This window comes from Frigidibacter sp. (genome assembly GCF_030695035.1).
Classification (GTDB): domain Bacteria; phylum Pseudomonadota; class Alphaproteobacteria; order Rhodobacterales; family Rhodobacteraceae; genus Frigidibacter.
Map to the genome: position 1 here is coordinate 43,725 of NZ_JAUYTT010000017.1, position 18,535 is coordinate 62,259.

General features: G+C 67.4%; 18 protein-coding genes and 1 other annotated feature. Of the genes, 11 read left to right on the forward strand and 7 right to left on the reverse strand.

Annotation, left to right across the window (positions count from 1 at the left end; translation table 11 throughout):
- Positions 1 to 4 precede the first annotated feature (4 nt).
- From Q8S30_RS16610 to Q8S30_RS16655, 10 genes are all read left to right on the forward strand, one after another.
- The gene (locus Q8S30_RS16610) at positions 5 to 1,462 is read left to right on the forward strand and encodes a form I ribulose bisphosphate carboxylase large subunit (RefSeq protein ID WP_305667143.1); all 1,458 of its coding nucleotides are present in this window, start codon (positions 5 to 7) and stop codon (positions 1,460 to 1,462) included.
- Positions 1,463 to 1,474: 12 nt separating this feature from the next.
- Entirely contained in the window at positions 1,475 to 1,861 is a 387-nt protein-coding gene (locus tag Q8S30_RS16615; RefSeq protein WP_305667144.1) for a ribulose bisphosphate carboxylase small subunit, read from the forward strand.
- A gap of 56 nt (positions 1,862 to 1,917) precedes the next feature.
- A complete protein-coding gene (cbbX, locus tag Q8S30_RS16620; RefSeq protein WP_305667145.1) occupies positions 1,918 to 2,844 on the forward strand; it encodes a CbbX protein in 927 nt (308 codons plus the stop codon).
- Positions 2,841 to 3,530: a ribulose-phosphate 3-epimerase gene (rpe, locus tag Q8S30_RS16625; protein WP_305667146.1), complete on the forward strand. Its 690-nt coding sequence runs from the start codon at positions 2,841 to 2,843 to the stop codon at positions 3,528 to 3,530. Before cbbX ends, rpe begins: the two co-directional genes overlap by 4 nt.
- A complete protein-coding gene (locus Q8S30_RS16630; protein ID WP_305667147.1) occupies positions 3,527 to 4,222 on the forward strand; it encodes an HAD-IA family hydrolase in 696 nt (231 codons plus the stop codon). Before rpe ends, Q8S30_RS16630 begins: the two co-directional genes overlap by 4 nt.
- 8 nt (positions 4,223 to 4,230) lie before the next feature.
- On the forward strand, positions 4,231 to 4,893 hold the full coding sequence (gene gph / locus Q8S30_RS16635; RefSeq protein WP_305667148.1) for a phosphoglycolate phosphatase: 663 nt from the start codon (positions 4,231 to 4,233) through the stop codon (positions 4,891 to 4,893).
- A gap of 170 nt (positions 4,894 to 5,063) precedes the next feature.
- Positions 5,064 to 7,181, forward strand: a complete 2,118-nt coding sequence (locus Q8S30_RS16640; protein WP_305667149.1) for a catalase — start codon at positions 5,064 to 5,066, stop codon at positions 7,179 to 7,181.
- A 158-nt stretch (positions 7,182 to 7,339) separates the two neighbouring features.
- On the forward strand, positions 7,340 to 7,507 hold the full coding sequence (locus Q8S30_RS16645; protein ID WP_305667150.1) for a hypothetical protein: 168 nt from the start codon (positions 7,340 to 7,342) through the stop codon (positions 7,505 to 7,507).
- Positions 7,508 to 7,516: 9 nt separating this feature from the next.
- Complete coding sequence (locus Q8S30_RS16650; protein ID WP_305667151.1) at positions 7,517 to 7,747, forward strand: hypothetical protein; 231 nt, start codon at positions 7,517 to 7,519, stop codon at positions 7,745 to 7,747.
- Positions 7,748 to 7,826: 79 nt separating this feature from the next.
- Positions 7,827 to 8,693, forward strand: a complete 867-nt coding sequence (locus Q8S30_RS16655; RefSeq protein ID WP_305667152.1) for a DUF1989 domain-containing protein — start codon at positions 7,827 to 7,829, stop codon at positions 8,691 to 8,693.
- A gap of 4 nt (positions 8,694 to 8,697) precedes the next feature.
- On the opposite strand, the gene Q8S30_RS16660 is transcribed toward Q8S30_RS16655, so the two are convergent.
- A complete protein-coding gene (locus Q8S30_RS16660; protein WP_305667153.1) occupies positions 8,698 to 9,678 on the reverse strand; it encodes an aldo/keto reductase in 981 nt (326 codons plus the stop codon).
- Positions 9,679 to 9,999: 321 nt separating this feature from the next.
- The gene (gene glyA, locus Q8S30_RS16665) at positions 10,000 to 11,328 is read right to left on the reverse strand and encodes a serine hydroxymethyltransferase (RefSeq protein WP_305667154.1); all 1,329 of its coding nucleotides are present in this window, start codon (positions 11,326 to 11,328) and stop codon (positions 10,000 to 10,002) included.
- A gap of 106 nt (positions 11,329 to 11,434) precedes the next feature.
- Between glyA and Q8S30_RS16670 the strand changes: the two genes are divergently transcribed.
- Positions 11,435 to 12,331: a LysR family transcriptional regulator gene (locus Q8S30_RS16670; protein ID WP_305667155.1), complete on the forward strand. Its 897-nt coding sequence runs from the start codon at positions 11,435 to 11,437 to the stop codon at positions 12,329 to 12,331.
- Positions 12,332 to 12,403: 72 nt separating this feature from the next.
- On the opposite strand, the gene Q8S30_RS16675 is transcribed toward Q8S30_RS16670, so the two are convergent.
- The 5 genes from Q8S30_RS16675 to Q8S30_RS16695 all read right to left on the reverse strand — a co-directional run bounded on the left by Q8S30_RS16675 (position 12,404) and on the right by Q8S30_RS16695 (position 18,521).
- Positions 12,404 to 13,258, reverse strand: coding sequence for a universal stress protein (locus Q8S30_RS16675; RefSeq protein WP_305667156.1), 855 nt, complete (start codon positions 13,256 to 13,258; stop codon positions 12,404 to 12,406).
- A 13-nt stretch (positions 13,259 to 13,271) separates the two neighbouring features.
- Positions 13,272 to 14,762 carry a SulP family inorganic anion transporter gene (locus tag Q8S30_RS16680; RefSeq protein WP_305667157.1) on the reverse strand — a complete coding sequence of 497 codons (1,491 nt, stop codon included), beginning with the start codon at positions 14,760 to 14,762 and terminating at the stop codon, positions 13,272 to 13,274.
- A gap of 65 nt (positions 14,763 to 14,827) precedes the next feature.
- Positions 14,828 to 14,883, reverse strand: a sequence feature (sul1 is cis-regulatory element that is thought to sense ions involved in sulfur or methionine metabolism; They are found in Alphaproteobacteria).
- A 151-nt stretch (positions 14,884 to 15,034) separates the two neighbouring features.
- On the reverse strand, positions 15,035 to 16,408 hold the full coding sequence (locus Q8S30_RS16685) for an aspartate aminotransferase family protein (RefSeq protein WP_305667158.1): 1,374 nt from the start codon (positions 16,406 to 16,408) through the stop codon (positions 15,035 to 15,037).
- Positions 16,409 to 16,426: 18 nt separating this feature from the next.
- Positions 16,427 to 17,923 (reverse strand): NAD-dependent succinate-semialdehyde dehydrogenase, encoded by a 1,497-nt coding sequence (locus Q8S30_RS16690; protein WP_305667159.1) that lies wholly within the window; start codon positions 17,921 to 17,923, stop codon positions 16,427 to 16,429.
- 121 nt (positions 17,924 to 18,044) lie between these two features.
- Positions 18,045 to 18,521 (reverse strand): Lrp/AsnC family transcriptional regulator, encoded by a 477-nt coding sequence (locus Q8S30_RS16695; protein WP_305667187.1) that lies wholly within the window; start codon positions 18,519 to 18,521, stop codon positions 18,045 to 18,047.
- Positions 18,522 to 18,535 lie beyond the last annotated feature (14 nt).

Genomic DNA, 18,535 nt, shown 5'->3' on the forward strand with positions numbered 1-18,535 from the left:
TTCGATGAACACGCAGACAGAGATCAAGGGCAAGGACCGCTACAAGGCGGGCGTGCTGAAATACGCGCAGATGGGCTATTGGGATGGCGACTACCAGCCCAAGGACACCGACCTGCTGGCGCTGTTCCGCATCACCCCGCAAGAAGGTGTCGATGCGATCGAAGCGGCCGCGGCCGTGGCGGGCGAAAGCTCCACCGCGACCTGGACGGTGGTCTGGACCGACCGGCTGACCGCCTGCGATCAGTACCGCGCCAAGGCCTACAAGGTGGAACCCGTGCCGGGCACTCCGGGCCAGTTCTTCTGCTATGTCGCCTATGACCTGATCCTGTTCGAGGAAGGCTCCATCGCCAACCTGACCGCCAGCATCATCGGCAATGTCTTTAGCTTCAAGCCGCTGAAGGCCGCGCGGCTGGAGGACATGCGCCTGCCCGTCGCCTATATCAAGACCTTCAAGGGCCCGCCCACCGGCATCGTGGTGGAACGCGAGCGGCTGGACAAGTTCGGCAAGCCGCTACTGGGGGCCACGACCAAGCCCAAGCTGGGCCTGTCGGGCAAGAACTATGGGCGCGTGGTCTATGAAGGGCTGCGCGGCGGGCTCGACTTCATGAAGGATGACGAGAACATCAACTCGCAGCCCTTCATGCATTGGCGCGACCGCTTCCTTTATGTGATGGAGGCGGTGAACCTCGCTTCGGCCCAGACCGGCGAGGTGAAGGGCCATTACCTCAACATCACCGCCGGCACGATGGAAGAGATGTACCGGCGGGCGGAGTTCGCCAAGCAGCTTGGCTCGTGCATCGTGATGGTGGACCTGATCATCGGCTGGACCGCTATCCAGTCGATCAGCGAATGGTGCCGGCAGAATGACATGATCCTGCACATGCACCGCGCCGGCCATGGCACCTACACGCGGCAGAAGAACCACGGCATCAGCTTCCGCGTCATCGCCAAATGGCTGCGGCTGGCAGGGGTGGACCATCTGCATACCGGCACCGCCGTCGGCAAGCTGGAGGGCGACCCGATGACCGTGCAGGGCTATTACAACGTCTGCCGCGAGACCAAGAACGAGGTCGATCTGCAGCGCGGGATCTTCTTCGAACAGGACTGGGGCGACATGAAGAAGGTGATGCCGGTCGCGTCCGGCGGCATCCATGCCGGGCAGATGCACCAGCTGCTCAGCCTCTTTGGCGACGATGTGGTGCTGCAGTTCGGCGGCGGCACCATCGGCCACCCGATGGGCATCCAGGCCGGCGCCACCGCCAACCGCGTCGCACTGGAAGCGATGGTGCTGGCCCGCAACGAAGGCCGCAACATCGACGTGGAAGGCCCCGAGATCCTGCGCGCCGCCGCCAAGTGGTGCAAGCCGCTGGAAGCTGCCCTCGATACCTGGGGCAACATCACCTTCAACTACACCTCCACCGACACGTCGGACTTCGTGCCGACGGCCTCGGTCGCCATGTAAGGGAACAGGCACATGCGTATCACCCAAGGCTGCTTTTCCTACCTGCCCGACCTGACGGATGAGCAGATCACCGCGCAGGTCGATTACTGCCTGTCGCGTGGCTGGGCCGTCGGGGTCGAGCACACCGACGACCCCCATCCGCGCAACACTTTCTGGCAGATGTGGGGCCATCCGATGTTCGACCTGAAGGACGCCAAGGGCGTGATGATCGAGCGCGAGGCCTGCCGCACGGCCAATCCCGGGCATTACATCCGGCTGAACGCCTTCGACAGCACGCGGGGGTTCGAGACGGTCACGATGAGCTTCATCGTCACCCGGCCCCAGGTGGAACCGAAGATCAGCATGACCCGTACCGAAGTGGACGGGCGGCAGATCCGCTACACCCACACCGTGGGCTAAGCACGCGCCGGGGGCGCTCAGCCCCCGGCCCCTCCGCAATGAAGGAGACCACCTCCATGGACGCCGCCCCCGACACAACCCTGCCCAAGACCGTGGACCTGCGCGCCGAATACGAAAGCTCCGGCGCGCGCGAGGTGCTGGAGGAGCTGGACGCCGACCTGATCGGGCTGGAGCCGGTGAAGCAACGCATCCGCGAAACCGCCGCGCTGCTGCTGGTCGAACGGGCGCGCAAGTCGCTCGGCCTCGCCCATGACACGCCTACATTGCACATGAGCTTCACCGGCAACCCCGGCACCGGCAAGACCACCGTGGCGCTGAAGATGGCCGGGCTGTTGCGCCGCCTTGGCTATGTGCGCAAGGGCCATCTGGTCAGCGTCACCCGCGACGATCTGGTCGGGCAATATATCGGCCATACCGCGCCCAAGACCCGCGACGTGCTGAAACGCGCGATGGGGGGCGTGCTGTTCATCGACGAGGCCTACTACCTCTACCGCCCCGACAATGAACGCGACTACGGGCAGGAGGCCATCGAGATCCTGCTGCAGGTGATGGAGAATATGCGCGACGATCTGGTGGTGATCCTGGCGGGCTATGCCGACCGGATGGACACGTTCTTTTCCGCCAATCCCGGTTTCCGCTCTCGCATCGCCCATCATATCGACTTTCCGGATTATTCGAATGGTGAACTGAACCAGATCGCCGATCACATGCTTTCGGTGCAGAACTACACGCTTAGCCCCGAGGCCGAGGTGGCGCTGGCCGAATATATCGACCTGCGCCGCGGCCAGCCGCATTTCGCCAATGCCCGCTCGATCCGCAATGCGCTGGACAGGGCGCGCTTGCGGCAGGCGAACCGGCTGTTCCTGGCCGATGCCGGACCGCTGGATGCCACGGCGCTGTCGCGGATCGAGGCCGAGGATATCCGCGCCAGCCGGGTGTTTTCCGGCGGGCTGGATTCAGACCGCAAGGAGGCCGCCGCATGAGTTTCGACCGCCGCATCAAGATCGCCCCGTCGATCCTCTCCGCCGATTTCGCCAATTTCGGTGCCGAGTGCCGGGCCATCGAGGCTGAGGGTGCTGATTGGGTGCATGTCGACGTGATGGACGGGCATTTCGTGCCGAACATTACCTTCGGGCCCGCCACCTGCGCAGCGATCCGGCCGCATATCAAGGGCGTCATGGATGTGCATCTGATGATCGCGCCTGTCGATCCATATATCGAGGCCTTCGCCGCCGCCGGTGCCGATGTCATTACCGCGCATGTCGAGGCTGGGCCGCACATTCACAGAACGCTGCAAGCCATTCGGAACACAGGGAAAAAGGCCGGTCTGGCCATCAATCCCGGCACTGGCCTCGACGGCGTGGAAAACCTCCTCGACATGCTCGACCTCGTCTGCGTGATGACCGTCAACCCAGGCTTCGGCGGGCAATCCTTCATCGCCTCGCAGGTCGACAAGGTCCGCCGCTTGCGGGCGCTGATCGGGGATCGGCCGATCCATATCGAGATCGACGGCGGGGTGACTCCGGTGACGGCTCCGCTGGTGGCGGCGGCAGGCGCGGATGTGCTGGTCGCGGGCTCTGCGGTGTTCAAGGGCGGCTCGGTCAGCGACCCCGCGCCCTACGGCGCCAATATCCGCGCCATCCGGGCGGCGGCGGAAGCGGCGCTATGATCCGCGCGCTGATCTTCGACGTCGACGGCACCCTCGCGGAAACCGAGGATCTGCACCGCCGCGCCTTCAATGACAGCTTCCGCGCCGCCGGGCTTGGCTGGCACTGGTCCCGCGCCGACTACACCAAACTTCTCACCACCACGGGCGGCAAGGAGCGCATCACCCGCTATCTGCACGGCCTCGACCTCGACCCCGCCGGCTTCCCCGTCGCCGCCCTGCACGCTGCCAAGACCGAGCGCTATGGCGCGCTGATCGCGGGCGGCGAACTGACCCTCCGACCCGGCATTGCCGCGCTGCTGGCCGAGGCGCGGCGCGTCGGGCTGCGGCTCGCCTGCGCCACCACCACCAGCGCGCCGAATGTCGAGGCGCTGTGCCGCGCCTGCTTCGGCAAGCCGGCGACCGAGGTGTTCGAGGTGATCGCGGCGGGCGATATCGTCGCCGCCAAGAAGCCCGCGCCCGACATCTACCGCCACGCCCTCGCCGAGCTGAACCTCGGCCCCGAACAGGCCGTCGCCTTCGAGGACAGCGCCAATGGCTTGCGCGCCGCGCGTGCGGCGGGGCTTGCCTGTGTCATCTCCCCCGGTGTCTATACGCTGCATGAGGACTTCCCGGGCGCGCTGGCGGTTCTCGACTGTTTTTCCGAACTGGGCGGTATCGCGGGGCTTGCCGCGCTGCTGGCGCCGGCGCAGTAGGATTGCCAATGGCCACGCTGATTTTCGACCTTGATGGCACGCTGATCGACTCGGCGCCTGATATCCACGCCGCCTCCAACACCGTGCTGGTGGAGGATGGGCTGGCCCCGATGACTCTGCCCGAGGTGCGCAGCTTCATCGGCCGCGGCGTGCCGCATCTGGTGGCCTGCCTGCTGACCGCTGCCGGGCAAGACCCCGCCGGCCCGCGCCATGCACGGCTGGTGGCCCGGTTCACCGACATCTACGAAGAGGCGGTCGGCCTGACCGTGCCCTATCCGGGCGTCGTGGCCGCTTTGGAAGCATTGGCCGCCGAGGGCCACCGCCTCGGCATCTGCACCAACAAGCCGCTGGTCCCCGCGCAGGCCGTGCTACGGCATCTGCGGCTGGACCGGTTCTTTGCCGTGGTGAAAGGCGGCGACAGCCACCCGCTGAAGAAGCCCGACCCCGCGCCGCTGCTGGCAACGCTGGCAGCGCTCGGCGGCCCCGCGCTCTATATCGGTGACAGCGAGGTCGATGCCGAATGCGCCCACCGCGCCGGGCTGACCTTCCTGCTGTTCACCGAAGGCTACCGCAAGGCGCCAGTGGACAGCCTGCCCCATGCGGCCGCCTTCTCGGACTTCGCAGAGCTTCCCGCGCTGGTCGCCCATAGCTTGGCCGAAGTCACCGGCTGACCTCCGCCACCCTGTCCCGCGTCACGGAACTTTGCCCGCCCTGCGCGCTTGTCCCGGAGTTCACGGACAGATCACCACGCCATGCCACAGCCGTGAAGCACCCGCCTCACGGCCAGCCGGTGCCTGTCCAGTCCCCGCACGCGCCTCCCGCGCCCAGCCAGGAGCCTGACATGCCCACCGATCCCAAACCGCTCTACCCCGCCACCGCCGATACCCAGACCAGCCATGATGTAGTGGACCGGCCGCTCAACCCCGGCGAGGGCGGCGAGACCCATCAGCACCCCGATGCCGGCGGCCCGGTCCTGACCACCCAGCAGGGCGCGCCGGTGGCCGACAACCAGAACACCCTGCGCGGCGGCACCCGTGGCCCGGCGCTGCTGGAGGATTTCCACTTCCGCGAGAAGATCTTCCATTTCGATCATGAGCGTATCCCGGAGCGCGTCGTCCACGCCCGCGGCTATGGCGCCCACGGCTATTTCGAAACGCTGGAAGCGATCCCGGAACTGACCGCGGCCAACCTCTTCCAGGAAGCTGGCCAGATCACCCCCGCCTTCGTGCGCTTCTCGACCGTGGCCGGCAACAAGGGCTCGCCCGATCTGGCGCGCGACGTGCGCGGCTTTGCGGTGAAGCTGTATACCCAGGAAGGCAACTGGGACATCGTCGGCAACAACATCCCCGTCTTCTTCATCCAGGACGCGATCAAGTTCCCCGACCTGATCCATGCCGCCAAGGACGAGCCGGATCGCGGCTTCCCGCAGGCGCAGACGGCGCATGACAACTTCTGGGATTTCATCTCCCTCATGCCGGAATCGATGCACATGGTCATGTGGATCATGTCCGACCGCACCATCCCGCGGTCGTTCCGGTTCATGGAGGGTTTCGGCGTTCACACCTTCCGCATGATCAATGCGCAAGGCGAGGGCACCTTCGTCAAGTTCCACTGGCGCCCCAAGCTGGGGATGCAGTCGGTGCTGTGGGACGAGGCGCTGAAGATCAACGGCGCCGACCCCGATTTCCACCGCCGCGACCTGTGGGACGCGATCCAGTCCGGCGACTTCCCGGAATGGGAGCTGGGGCTGCAGATCTTCGACGATGCCTTTGCCGATGCCTTCCCCTTCGACGTGCTCGACCCCACCAAGATCATCCCCGAAGAGGATGTGCCGCTGCGCATCGTCGGCCGGCTGGTGCTGGACCGGATGGTGGACAACTTCTTTGCGGAAACCGAGCAGGTGGCCTTCTGCACGCAGAACATCGTGCCGGGGATCGACTTCACCAATGACCCGCTGCTGCAGGGCCGGAACTTCAGCTATCTGGATACCCAGATCAAACGCCTTGGCGGGCCGAACTTCACCCATATCCCGATCAACGCGCCCCGCTGCCCGTTCCACCACTTCCAGCAAGACGGCCATATGGCGATGCAGGCCCCCAAGGGTCGCGCCAACTATGAACCGAACAGCTGGGCGCAAGGCGGCCCCCGCGCCGACCCGAAACGCGGCCATGTCAGCTTCCCCGAGGAGCTGTCGGGCGAGAAGCGAAAGGTCCGCCCCGAGAGCTTCGCCGACCACTACAGCCAGGCGCGGCAGTTCTACATCAGCCAGACCCCGCTGGAGCAGACCCATATCGCCGACGCGCTGATCTTCGAGCTGTCGAAGGTGCAGGCGCCGGAGATCCGCGAGCGGGCGGTGTCGCACCTGCCGAACATCGACGTGGGGCTGGCGCAGACTGTCGCAGATGGCCTTGGCCTGAAGGCGGTGCCGAAGGCGCATAAACCGGCCAAGGCGCCGATCGAGACAATGCCCTCGGACGCGCTGTCGATCCTGAAGAACGCCCCCGCCACGTTCAAGGGCCGCAAGATGGGCATCGTGATGACCGATGGCATCGACGCGGGCCTGCTCAAGGCGGTCATGGAAGCTGTCATGGCAGCCGGCGGCGTGGTGGAGCTGATCGCGCCCAAGGTTGGCGGCGTGGTCGCGGCGGACGGGACGGAAATCCCGGCGCAGCAGAAGATCAACGGCGCGCCCTCGGTCGTTTATGACGCGGTGGTGGTGCTGGCGTCCGAGGCGGGCGCGGCAGAGCTCGCCGCCCTGCATCCGGCGCGCTGCTTTGCCGCCGATGCCTTCGCCCATGCCAAGTTCATCGGTCTTGGCGGCGCTGCCGGAATGCTGTTCGACGCGGCCGGCGTCACCGCCCGCGATGGCGGCATGATGGATCTGGCCAAACCGGCGGATGCGAAAGCCTTCGTCGCCGCCTGCACCGATCTGCGCTTCTGGGAGCGTGTGGCGGTCTGACAACGGCGGGCGGCCTTCGGGCCGCCCGTCTTGCTGAGTCGCGCCGCCCGCCCTTGCTGCATTGCAGCATGGTCATGGCGAGGTTGCAGCATTTGGCCTACTCCCTGCCGGCAAAGGGCTTATCTGCACTGCAACCGCAAATGTCAGGAACCCCCGCCATGACCCCTTCCATCCCGCAGACCCCCATTCTCCCGATCATCCCGCCCACTCTGGCCGAAGCCGCCAAGGCCACCCCGGCCTATTTCACACCCGAACCCGCTGGCCACGTCAGCCTGCGCGAGCTGTCGGCACTCGAGCAGATGTATGGCTATTACGAAGCGGCCTGACCCTGCCCGATGCCACTGCTGATCCTCGGCTTCGTTGCCTTCTTCGTGCTGGCCTGGTGGTGGCGCCGCAGCCGCACCCTGACGCGTAACTGCGTCTGGCGCGAGGATCGCCGCCGCGCCGCGCCGGGGACCAGCTTCCACCATTGCCTGACCTGCGGCGCCGAACTGGCGCTGCCACTGGGGCAAGAGCCGCGCCATTGCCTGCGAAATCCGCAAGCTGCGCCTCCGCCGCAGGAATAGCCGCGCCCGCCCCACAACCGGGCTTCCGCTGCGCCACCTCCCGCGCCATGCTGCGCAGCGAACCCCGCAGCGAGGCGCCATGAAGACCAACGCTCCCGAAACCAACGCCCCCGCCGATGCCGAGGCCCGCCGCGCGCTGGCGCCGGTGATCTGCTATCCGGTCGACACCCTGCCCCAGCCGCCGATGGAGCTCTACCGCGCCGCGCGGCTCACGCTGCAGCCGGTGGCCGAGGTCATCGCGCCGCCCCGCGATGCAACCTGCTTCCACGTCCCCGCCGGGCATTTCTTCCGCATCCATTCGACGGAAGGCCCTCAGGTCGGCGACCTGAACCTGTGGAACGCCAATGACCTGACGGAGCGGTTCTATTCCGGCAAGACCCGCGCCCTGCATGGCACGCACCTCTCCACCGGCGACCGGCTGTGGTCCAGCTTCCCCGCCATGCGCCCGCTGGCGACGATCACCCATGACACGCTGGACTGGTACGGGTTCGACGCCTTCGGCGGCGCCGTGCATGACGTGATCGGCACCCGCTGTGACCCCTATACACATGCGCTGCTGACAGATGGCGGGCAGTATCACCACTGCTGCCATTCCAACCTCACCCGCGCTTTGGCCGCGGAAACCGGGCTGCCACTGGCAGAGGCGGAACGGCATGTGCATGACGTGCTCAACGTCTTCATGTGTACCGGCTTCACCCGAGACACCGGGCAGTATTTCATGAAGGCCAGCCCGGTGCGCCCCGGCGACTACCTTGAGTTCATTGCCGAAATCGACCTTCTGGGCGCGCTCTCCGCCTGCCCCGGCGGCGACTGCTCGGCCGAGCACTCCAGCGACACCGCCGCCTGCTATCCGCTGCGGGTAGAGGTGCTGCGCCCCGGGCCCGGCGCGCTGGACGGCTGGTCCCCCGCGGCTGCCAGCCGGTATGACCGCAGCCACGGGGTGTAGGCGCTCAGCAATACCGCTCGACCCCGCGGATCTGATCGTCGGAATAGCGGTCGCCATGGGCAAAGCCGGGCGGCAGCAGCCGGTCGATCTGGGCCATATCCTCGGGCGTCAACTCCAGCTGCGCCGCGCCCGCCAGTTCGCGCAGATGCGCGGCGCTGCGGGTGCCGGGGATCGGGATCAGATGCGGCCCCTGCGCCAGCACCCAAGCCAGCGCCAGCTGCGCCGTCAGCACGCCCCGCGCACGGGCAAAGGCTCGGAACCCGTCGATGATCGCGGTATTGGCGCTGAAATTCGGCTCCACGAAGCGCGGATTGTTGGCGCGGAACCCGTCCTGCACCTGGTCCAGCGTCAGGGCGGTATCCCCCATCATGCCCCGCGCGACCGGCGAGAAGGGCACGAAGGCCACCCCCAGCTCAGCACAGGCGCGGATCAGCCCCAGCTCCGGCTGCCGCGTCCACAGCGAGTATTCATTCTGCACCGCGCGGCAGGGATGCACGGCATGGGCGCGGCGCAGGGTGGCGGGCGCCACCTCCGACAGGCCATAGCCGCCGATCTTGCCCTCGTCGATCAGCCGGGCCAGCGTGCCGACCACATCCTCCAGCGGCACCCGGGTATCGCGGCGGTGGATGTAGAACAGCTCCACATGCTCGCGCCCCAGCCGCTTCAGCGAGCCTTCCAGCTCGGTGCGCAGATGCGCCTCGGAATTGTCAAAGCTGCGCGGGGTGCCGTTGACGATGCCGGCCTTCGTGGCGATCACCATGTCGGGCCGGCGGCTCGCCAGCCAGCGGCCGATCACGGTTTCCGATACGCCCATGCCGTAGATGTTCGAGGTGTCGAGGAAGTCGATCCCCGCCCCCAGCGCGGCATCGAGGCAGGCAAAGCTCTCCGCCTCGGTCGTGGGGCCAAAGGCCCCGGCAAAGGACATGCAGCCAAGGCCGATGGCCGACACCATCGGGCCACCGGCACCAAGTTCGCGTTTCTGCATAGGGATCTCCATTCAGGGGCGAGCCATCTGACAGGAGCGGATCGAGAGGGTCAAGCGGGGACTGGCGATCTGTGCCCGCTAGGTTCGGGCGGAAAAGGGCGAGGCACTGCCTCGCCCCGCCCGTGCGTGACCTGTCGTCCGGAGCCGCTGGCAGCGCGAAACCGTATGAGGACAGCGCCCGACCTGGCGGGCGAGAAGCGCCCGCCAGGTCGGGCGGGCGCTGGCCGGGCCCTTTGGGGGCCCGACCGGGCGAGTTGATATGGCGCGGCGTGGCGAAGGCGATGGCCTTCGCCAAGGAAGGCGTTGCAGCCAAGCGGCGGCTCACCCCGCCTGCCGAATATAATGCAGCCGGTCGAACCCCGCCCGCAACGCCGCCGTCCGCGGCGCCAGCGCTTCCGGCGCATTCGACCGCAGCGCCTCGGCAATCAGCGCCGCAAGCTGCGGGGCATCCGCCTCGGTCACGCCCCAGCGCACCAGTTCGGGCGTGCCGATCCTGAGCCCGTTCAGATCCCCCGCCACCTCGGCAATCGGCAAGCCGATGCCGCAAGCCAGAAATCCGGCGCGGCGCAGGGTCTTGGAGGCCGCCTGCCCGCCGCCGAAGGCCGCCGCCTCCACCGCGAACTGGTGCGAACGGGTGAAGCCGCGGTCGGCCGCAAAGATCGTCAGCCCCTGATCGGCCAGCGCCGCGGCCAGCGCGCGCGCCACCGCCACCATCTTGTCCGCATAGGCCCGCCCATGCTCGCGCCAGTCCAGCAGCGTCAGCGCCAGCGCCGCGGATTTGCCGGCGTCGAAATTCGCGGTCATGCCGGGATAGGCGATGGCATCGAGCCGCTCCGCAATTCCCGCGTCATTGGTCACGATCAACCCGCCAGCGGGCCCGCCAAGGCTCTTGTAGGTGCTCATCGTCATCAGATGTGCGCCTTCCGTCAAGGGGTTGGCCCAGGTGCCCCCTGCGATGATCCCGCATTGATGGGCGGCGTCGAACAGCACCTTGGCGCCGACCTCATCGGCAATCGCCCGGATCTCGCGCACCGGATGCGGGAAGAGGTTGAGGCTGCCGCCGATGGTGATGATCTTCGGGCGCACCTTTTGCGCCAACTCCCGCAGCGCCGCCACATCCACCGAATAGCCATCGGCATCGACAGGGGCCGGGTGGCTGACGAGGCCGTAGAGGCCAGCGCAACCCGCGGCGTGGTGGGTGACGTGGCCGCCAACGGCGGGGGGCGGCGCGATGATGGCGTCGCCGGGCTTCGCCAAAGCCATGAAGCCGTAGAGGTTCGCCAGCGCGCCCGAGCCGACGCGGATTTCGGCATGGCTGGCGCCGAAGATCTCGGCGGCGAGCTCGGCGGCGATGACCTCGATCTCCTCGATTGCCTCCAGCCCCATCTCATACTTGTCACCCGGATAACCCAGCGACGGGCGGCTGCCGAGGCCGCGGGCCAGCGCCGCTTCTGCCATTGGATTCATGGTGTTGGTGGCGGGGTTGAGGTTGAAGCAGTCGCGTTCGTGGATCTGCGCATTGGCCTGAATCAGCGCCTCGATCCGGTCCGCCACCGCATCTGACGCAGCGGTCGCCGTCTGCCCGGCAAGGCGCTGGATGAAGGTTTCGCACTCGGCGGGCACCCAGGGGCGGGGGGCGAGGTGGGGCATGGCGGGGTCTCCGGGACTGGGTTCGGGCGGAGGATGCGGCAACGGGACTGGACGCGGCAACCGAGATTTGCAAGAAACTAGGCTTAGAAAATCTGAGGCTCAGCCCATGTCCGTCGCCCCGCCCCGCCCCAAAGGCCCGCCCGCCACTGCCCTGCGCGCCTTCGAGGCTGCGGCCCGGCTCGGGGGCTTCGCCGCCGCGGCGGAGGAGCTGTGCGTGACCGCCGGCGCCGTCAGCGCCCATGTCAAGGCGCTGGAGGATGACCTTGGCGCGCCGCTGTTCGACCGGCAGGCGCGGGGGGTGCAGCTGACGCCGCTGGGGGCGCGGGTCCTGCCGGACCTGTCGGCGGCCTTCGACCGGCTGGGGATGGCGGTGCAGATCCTGCGGGCCGAGGCGGGGCCGCGGCAGGTGCATATCGCCACGCTGCCCGCCATCGCGCAGCTGTGGCTGAGCCCGCGGCTGCCGGCGATCCGCGCGGCACTGCCCGGCGTCACCATCTCGATCACCGCGCTGGAGCGGCCGCCGAACCTGAAGCGCGCGCCCTATGACCTGAGCCTGTTCTTCCGCGCGCCGGACCTTGGCCGGCAGGTGGCGGCGGATGTGATCTTCCCGGTCTGCGCGCCGCAGGTGGCCGAGGCTCTGCGCCGTCCCGAGGATCTGGCAAGCGTGCCCTGCCTGACCGACACCGCCTGGGCGCAGGATTGGGAGATCTGGGCGGGACAGGTGATGCCGGGGGCGGCGTTCACGCCGAAGGGGCCGGTCTTCTCACTCTACGCGCTGGCGGTGGAAGAGGCGGTGAACGGCGCCGGAGTGCTGATCGGGCATGAGGCGCTGGTGGCGGGGCATCTTACCTCTGGCGCACTGGTGGCGCCGTTCGGGATACGGCTGGCGCTGCCAAGGGCGCTGATGCTGTGGTCGGCGCGGACGCTTTCCCCGCGCAGCCCGGCGGCGCGGGTGGCTGGGATGCTGGCAGCGCCGGTGCAGGAGATCGGGCGGCAGTTGTAGCCCCCGCGCCCCCTTCCCATTCGTTCTGGTCCAAATATCCCGGGGGTCCGGGGGCAGAGCCCCCGGCTTGGATCAGCGGTAGAGCACCAGCGGGATCTTCACCGCCTGGATCATGGCGGTGGTGGTCGATCCGATGATCAGGTTGCGGATACGGCTGTGGCCATAGGCGCCCATCACCAGAAGGTCGAAGCCGTCCTCGGCGATCTTGGCTTTCAGCGCCGCTTCCGGCTCGCCGGAGGCGAACTCTGCCGTGGTTTTCAGGCCGACGGTACGCAGCGCCAGTTGCGCCTCTTCCATCTTGGTCCGCATTGCCGTGGTTTCCTCACCGGCATGGACCAGCGTCACCGACATGTCGCGGAAGACGGCGCTGTCCACCATGCGGGCGATGGCCTTTTGCGTGCTGGCGCTGGCGTCGAAGGCGACCAGCACCTTGGTCACCGGCTTGAAGCTGCGCGAGGCGACGAAGACCGGCACCTTGGAGCTGCGCACGATCCGCTCGAGGTTGGAGCCGAGATGGTCCGAGGCGAAGCCAGAGGCCTCGCCGCGCTTGCCGATCACGATGGCGCGGATCTCGGGTTCCAGTTCCGACACCGCTTCGAGAATATCCCCCTGACGCAGACGCTGGGTGACGGGGCCGGCGCCATCGGCCTCGATGATCATCTTGGCATCATCAAGGATCGCGCGGCCCTTGGCTTGGGCCAGCTTGGCGTTTTGCGCGTCCTGCGCGGCCAGTTGCTCCAGCAGCGCCGACCGGGCGCCCAGCTTCAGCGCGCCGGACAGGTCGCTGCCCGCCGTGCCTTCGCGGCGGCCAAGGACGTGCAGGATATCGACCGAGGCCGACAGGCGGCCCGCAATCCAGGCGGTGTAGTGGCAGACGCTGTGCGAATAGGCAGAGCCGTCCACCAAGGCGAGTATCTTGTTGGTCATCGTTCTTCCCTCCTCAATGCGCCATCAGCTTGTCCATCGCGCCCGGCTTGTCATGGATGGCAAGCTTGTCGACGATGGTTTCCGTGGCGGCATTCATGCCGGTGATGCTGACCTCCGCGCCCTCGCGGCGGAACTTCAGCACGGCCATGTCCAGCGCCTGAACGGAGCTGATGTCCCAGATATGCGCCTGACTGACATCCAGAGTCACGCGTTCCAGCGATTCCTTGAAATCGAAGGCGGCCATGAAGTCCTCGGCCGAGCCGTAGAAGAGCTGGCCCTCGACGGTGTAGATGCGCTCGCGCCCGTCTTCCGACAGCACCGATGTCACGCGGAACAGCTGCGCGATCTTGCCGGCGAAGAAGATGCCCGACAGCAGCACGCCGACCAGCACGCCGATGGCGAGGTTGTGGGTGTAGACCACGGTGGCGACGGTGGCGAGCATCACGATGGAGGACGACCGCGGATGGGTCTTCAGCGCCTTGATCGAGGACCAGCTGAAGGTGCCGATGCTGACCATGATCATGATCGCCACCAGCGCGGCCATCGGGATCCGGCTGACAAGATCGCCAAGCGCCACCACCATGAACAGCAGCACGACCCCGGCGGCGAAGCACGACAACCGCCCGCGGCCGCCGGATTTCACGTTGATGATCGACTGGCCGATCATGGCGCAGCCGGCCATGCCGCCGATGAAGCCGGTGGCGGTGTTGGCAAGGCCCTGGCCGATGCATTCCTGATTGCGGTTCGATTTCGTGTCGGTCAGGTCATCGACGATGGTCTGCGTCATCAGGCTTTCCAGCAGGCCGACGATGGCGACGGCAACGGCATAGGGGAAGATGATCGCCAGCGTCTCGAAGTTCAGCGGGATCTGCGGGATCAGGAACACCGGCAGGCTGTCAGGCAGCGCGCCAAGGTCGCCGACGGTGCGCACGTCCCAGCCAAAGGCAAAGGTCAGCGCCGTCAGCACCACGATGGTGACCAGCGGCGAGGGGATCGCCGTGGTCAGGCGCGGGAAGAGATAGATGATCGCCAGACCTGCGGCCACGAGCACATAGGTCAGCCAGGTGACAAGGGCCGGGTCAAGCTCTGGCAGCTGCGCGATGAAGATCAGGATCGCCAGCGCGTTGACGAAGCCGGTCATCACCGATTTCGAGACATAGCGCATGACGAAGCCCAGCTTCAGCAGGCCCATGCCGATCTGCAGAAGGCCGGCCAGAACCGTGGCGGCCAGAAGGTATTGCAGCCCGTGATCCTTGACGAGGGTGATCATCAGAACCGCCGTCGCGGCGGTCGCGGCAGAGATCATGCCGGGGCGGCCGCCCGCAATGGCGGTGATCACGGCGATGGAGAAGCTGGCATAAAGGCCAACCTTGGGGTCGACGCCGGCGATGATCGAGAAGGCAATCGCCTCGGGGATCAGCGCCAGCGCCACGACGAGGCCTGCCAGCAGGTCGCCCTTGATATTGCCAAGCCATTCCTGGCGATAGGAGGAGAGTGAAAACATATGGGATCCAATATGCCGGCGCCGCGCGGGCTGTCCGGCGTGACCAGCCCGGGGGAGCTGGAACGGATTGTCCGGCGGATCGGCGGCCGGAAGAGCCACCCGGGGTCGCACCGGGTCCTTGCACTTGCAGCGTGATTACCCAGAAGCGGGGGCATGTGGCAACCCATCAAGGGCATATTTGCAGGGCAAAGCGGCCCTGCTGCCTCGATGTGCAACGCAAAACGCCCGCCGGAGGGCGGGCGTGATGCAGATGCGGCATGGCGGGAACGGGCTTAGCCGAGGACGGCCTTCACCGCACTGGCGGTGGCGGCGATCACGGTTTCCGCCTCGGCCTCGGTCAGGCAGAGCGGCGGCGCGAAGCCGAGGATGTCGCCCTGCGGCATGGCGCGGCCGATCACCCCACGCTCCAGCAGCGCGGCCGACACGGCGGGGCCGATCTTGCGGGCGGGGTCGAAGAAGCGGCGGTCATCCTTGTCCTCGACAAACTCCACCGCCGCCATCAGCCCGTCGCCGCGCACCTCCCCAACGTTCTTGTGCCCGGCCAGCGCATCGGCCAGCCCGGCGCGGAACATCGCGCCGGTCACGCGGGCATTGTCCACCAGCCCCAGATCGTCGATCAGCTTGAGGTTGGCGACGCCCGCCGCCGCGCAGATCGGGTGCGCCGAATAGGTCCAGCCATGGCCGATGGGGCCGAACTCGTCCGATCCCTGCACCAGCACCTGCCACATCCTGTCCGACACAATGGAGCCCGACAGCGGCGCATAGGCCGAGGTGAGGCCCTTGGCGATGGTGATGAGGTCGGGGGTCATCCCGTAATGGTCCGACCCGAACATGGTGCCGAGCCGGCCAAAGCCGGTGACGACCTCATCCGCGACCAGCAGTATATCGTATTTGGTCAGCACCGCCTGAATCGCCGCCCAATAGCCGGCGGGCGGCGGCACGATGCCCCCGGTGCCGAGGATAGGCTCGCCGATGAAGGCCGCGATGGTGTCGGGCCCCTCGGCCAGGATCATCTCTTCCAGCTTGGCGGCGCAATGGGCGCTGAACTGCTCCTCGGTCTGGCTGCGGTCTTCGCGGCGGAAGTAATAGGGGGCCTCGGTATGCAGGATCGGCGCGCGGGGCAGGTCGAAATGCGCGTGGAACAGGGCAAGGCCGGTCAGGCTGCCGGTCATCACGCCCGAGCCGTGATAGCCGCGCCAGCGCGAGATGATCTTCTTCTTCTCGGGCCGGCCGAGGATGTTGTTGTAATACCAGATCAGCTTGATGTTGGTCTCGTTCGCGTCCGACCCCGACAGCCCGAAATACACCCGGCTCATATGCGCGGGCGCGCGTTCGATGATCATCCGGGCCAGCGTGATGCTGGCTTCGGTGCCGTGGCCGACATAGGCGTGGTAATAGGCCAGCTCATGCGCCTGTTTGGAGATCGCCTCGGCAATCTCTGTCCGGCCATAGCCGACATTGACGCAATAGAGCCCGGCAAAGGCATCAAGGCTGCGCTTGCCGGCCTTGTCAGTGATGTAGACGCCCTCGCCTCCCGCCATCACCCGCGCCCCCGTCTCGCCGCGGGCATGGGCGCCCATATGGGTGGAGGGGTGGAAGAAATGGTCGCGGTCCCAGGCGGTCAGGTCATTGTCACGGTCAAGCATGGTGGTCCTTTCCCGCCCTCAGGCGGCGGTGTCGATGCAGAGGTATTTGAGTTCGGTGAAGGCCTCGAGCCCGTGGCGGCTGCCCTCGCGGCCAAGGCCGGATTGCTTCCAGCCGCCGAAGGGCACAGGGCCGCCGGTGATCTTGACGCGGTTGATGGCGACCATCCCGAAGTCGAGCGCGCGGGCCAGGCGCTGCTGGCGGGCGCCGCTTTCGGTGAGGACATAGGCGACGAGGCCGTAGTCGGTGGCATTGGCGCGGAGGATGACCTCGGCCTCGGTGTCGAAGGGCAGGACGGCGGCGACGGGGCCGAAGGTTTCTTCGGTCAGGATCTCGGCGCCTTCGGGGATGTCGGCCAGCAGGGTCGGGGCGTAGAACAGCGGCCCGGCCGGGTGGATCTTGCCGCCGGTGACCAGTCGCGCACCCTTGGCCAGCGCGTCGGTGACCTGCGCCGCGACCTTGGCGACGGCGCGTGCATGCATCAGCGGGCCGATCTCTGTCGCCGGATCGGTGCCGGGGCCGACGCGCAGGGCGTTGACGCGGGCGGCCAAGCGGTCGAGGAAGGCGGGATAGATGGCGCGCTGCACAAAGATGCGGTTGGCGGCGAGGCAATCCTGGCCCGAGGTGGCGAATTTCGCGTCCATCGCAATGTCCACCGCCCGGTCCAGATCGGCATCGTCGAAGACGATCAGCGGGGCATGGCCGCCAAGCTCCATCACCAGCCGTTTCATCGTGGGGGCGCATTGCGCCGCGATCATCCGGCCGATGCCGGTGGAGCCGGTGAAGGACAGGCCCCGGATGCGCGGATCGGCGCAGAACGTGCCGACGATGGTGGCGGCATCGCCGGTGACGACGTTGAACACGCCCGCGGGCACCCCGGCGCGTTCCGCGAGTTCGGCCAGCGCGAGGGCCGAAAGCGGGGTTTCGGACGCCGGATGCACGACGCAGCTGCATCCCGCTGCCAGCGCGGCGGCCGCCTTGCGGGTGATCATCGCGGCGGGGAAGTTCCACGGCGTGACCAGCGCCACCGGGCCAAGCGCCTCGCGCCGCACCACCATTTCGGCGCCTTGCAGATGGCTGGTGACGGTTTCCGTGTTCACCCGCTGCGCCTCGCCCGCGAACCAGTCGAGGAACGAGGCGGCATAGTCGATCTCGCCCCGGCTTTCGGCCAGCGGCTTGCCCTGCTCCAGCGTCATCAGCAGCGCCAGATCCTCGCGCGCGGCCAGCATCAACTCGCCCCAGCGGCGCAGGATCGCGGCGCGGTCTTGCGGCAGGCGGTCCCGCCAGGGGGCGAAGGCGGCTTGGGCGGCGGTAATGGCGGCTTCGGTCTCAGGGGCTCCGAGCGCGGCGACATGGGCGAGGGTGTCGCCGGTCGCCGGGTCGGTCACCGCGAAGGTTTCAGCCCCCGCGGCGGCGGTCCAGCGGCCGCCGACATAGGCAAGCTCGCGCAGCAGGGCGCGGTCGGTCAGGCGGGGCGGGGCCGGGTGATCGGCGGGGCGGGCGCGGAGGGCGGTCATCGGCGGCGTCCTTTGGCTGGAGTTGCCCAAGGATGGCCGGGATGCGCAGGTGAGAGGGACCAAACTGCCCGCCCCGGACAGCAATCCGGTCCAGAGGTGCGGCGATGTGTAGAGAGTCTCTCTACCCGCCCGCCAGCAGGGTCACCGGCAGCACGGTTTCCTCCTTCACCGGGCGGGTGACGATATAGGTGAAATATCGGTCGATGCCGATCTCCTCCGCCAGCATCCGGTCCACCAGCCGCTGATAGGCGTCGATGTCGCGGGTCATCACCTTCAGGAAGTAATCGACGCCGCCGCCGACCGACCAGCAGGCCACCACCTCGGGCAGCGCGGCGATGGCCTTCTCGAAGCGGTCGAAGTCCGCCTGGCGATGCGCGGCGAGCGTCACCTCCATGATGACGGAGGTGACAGGCGCGATCTTCCGCGGTGCGATGCGGGCGTGATAGCCCGTGATGATGCCCGCCTTCTCCAGCTTGCGCAGCCGCAGCCAGCAGGGCGTGGGCGACAGGCCGACGCGTTCGGCCAGCGCCAGCTTGGTGATTCGCCCCTCGCGCTGCACGGCGTCGAGGATGCGCAGGTCGATGGGGTCGAGCTTCAATGGGGTCATGGCGG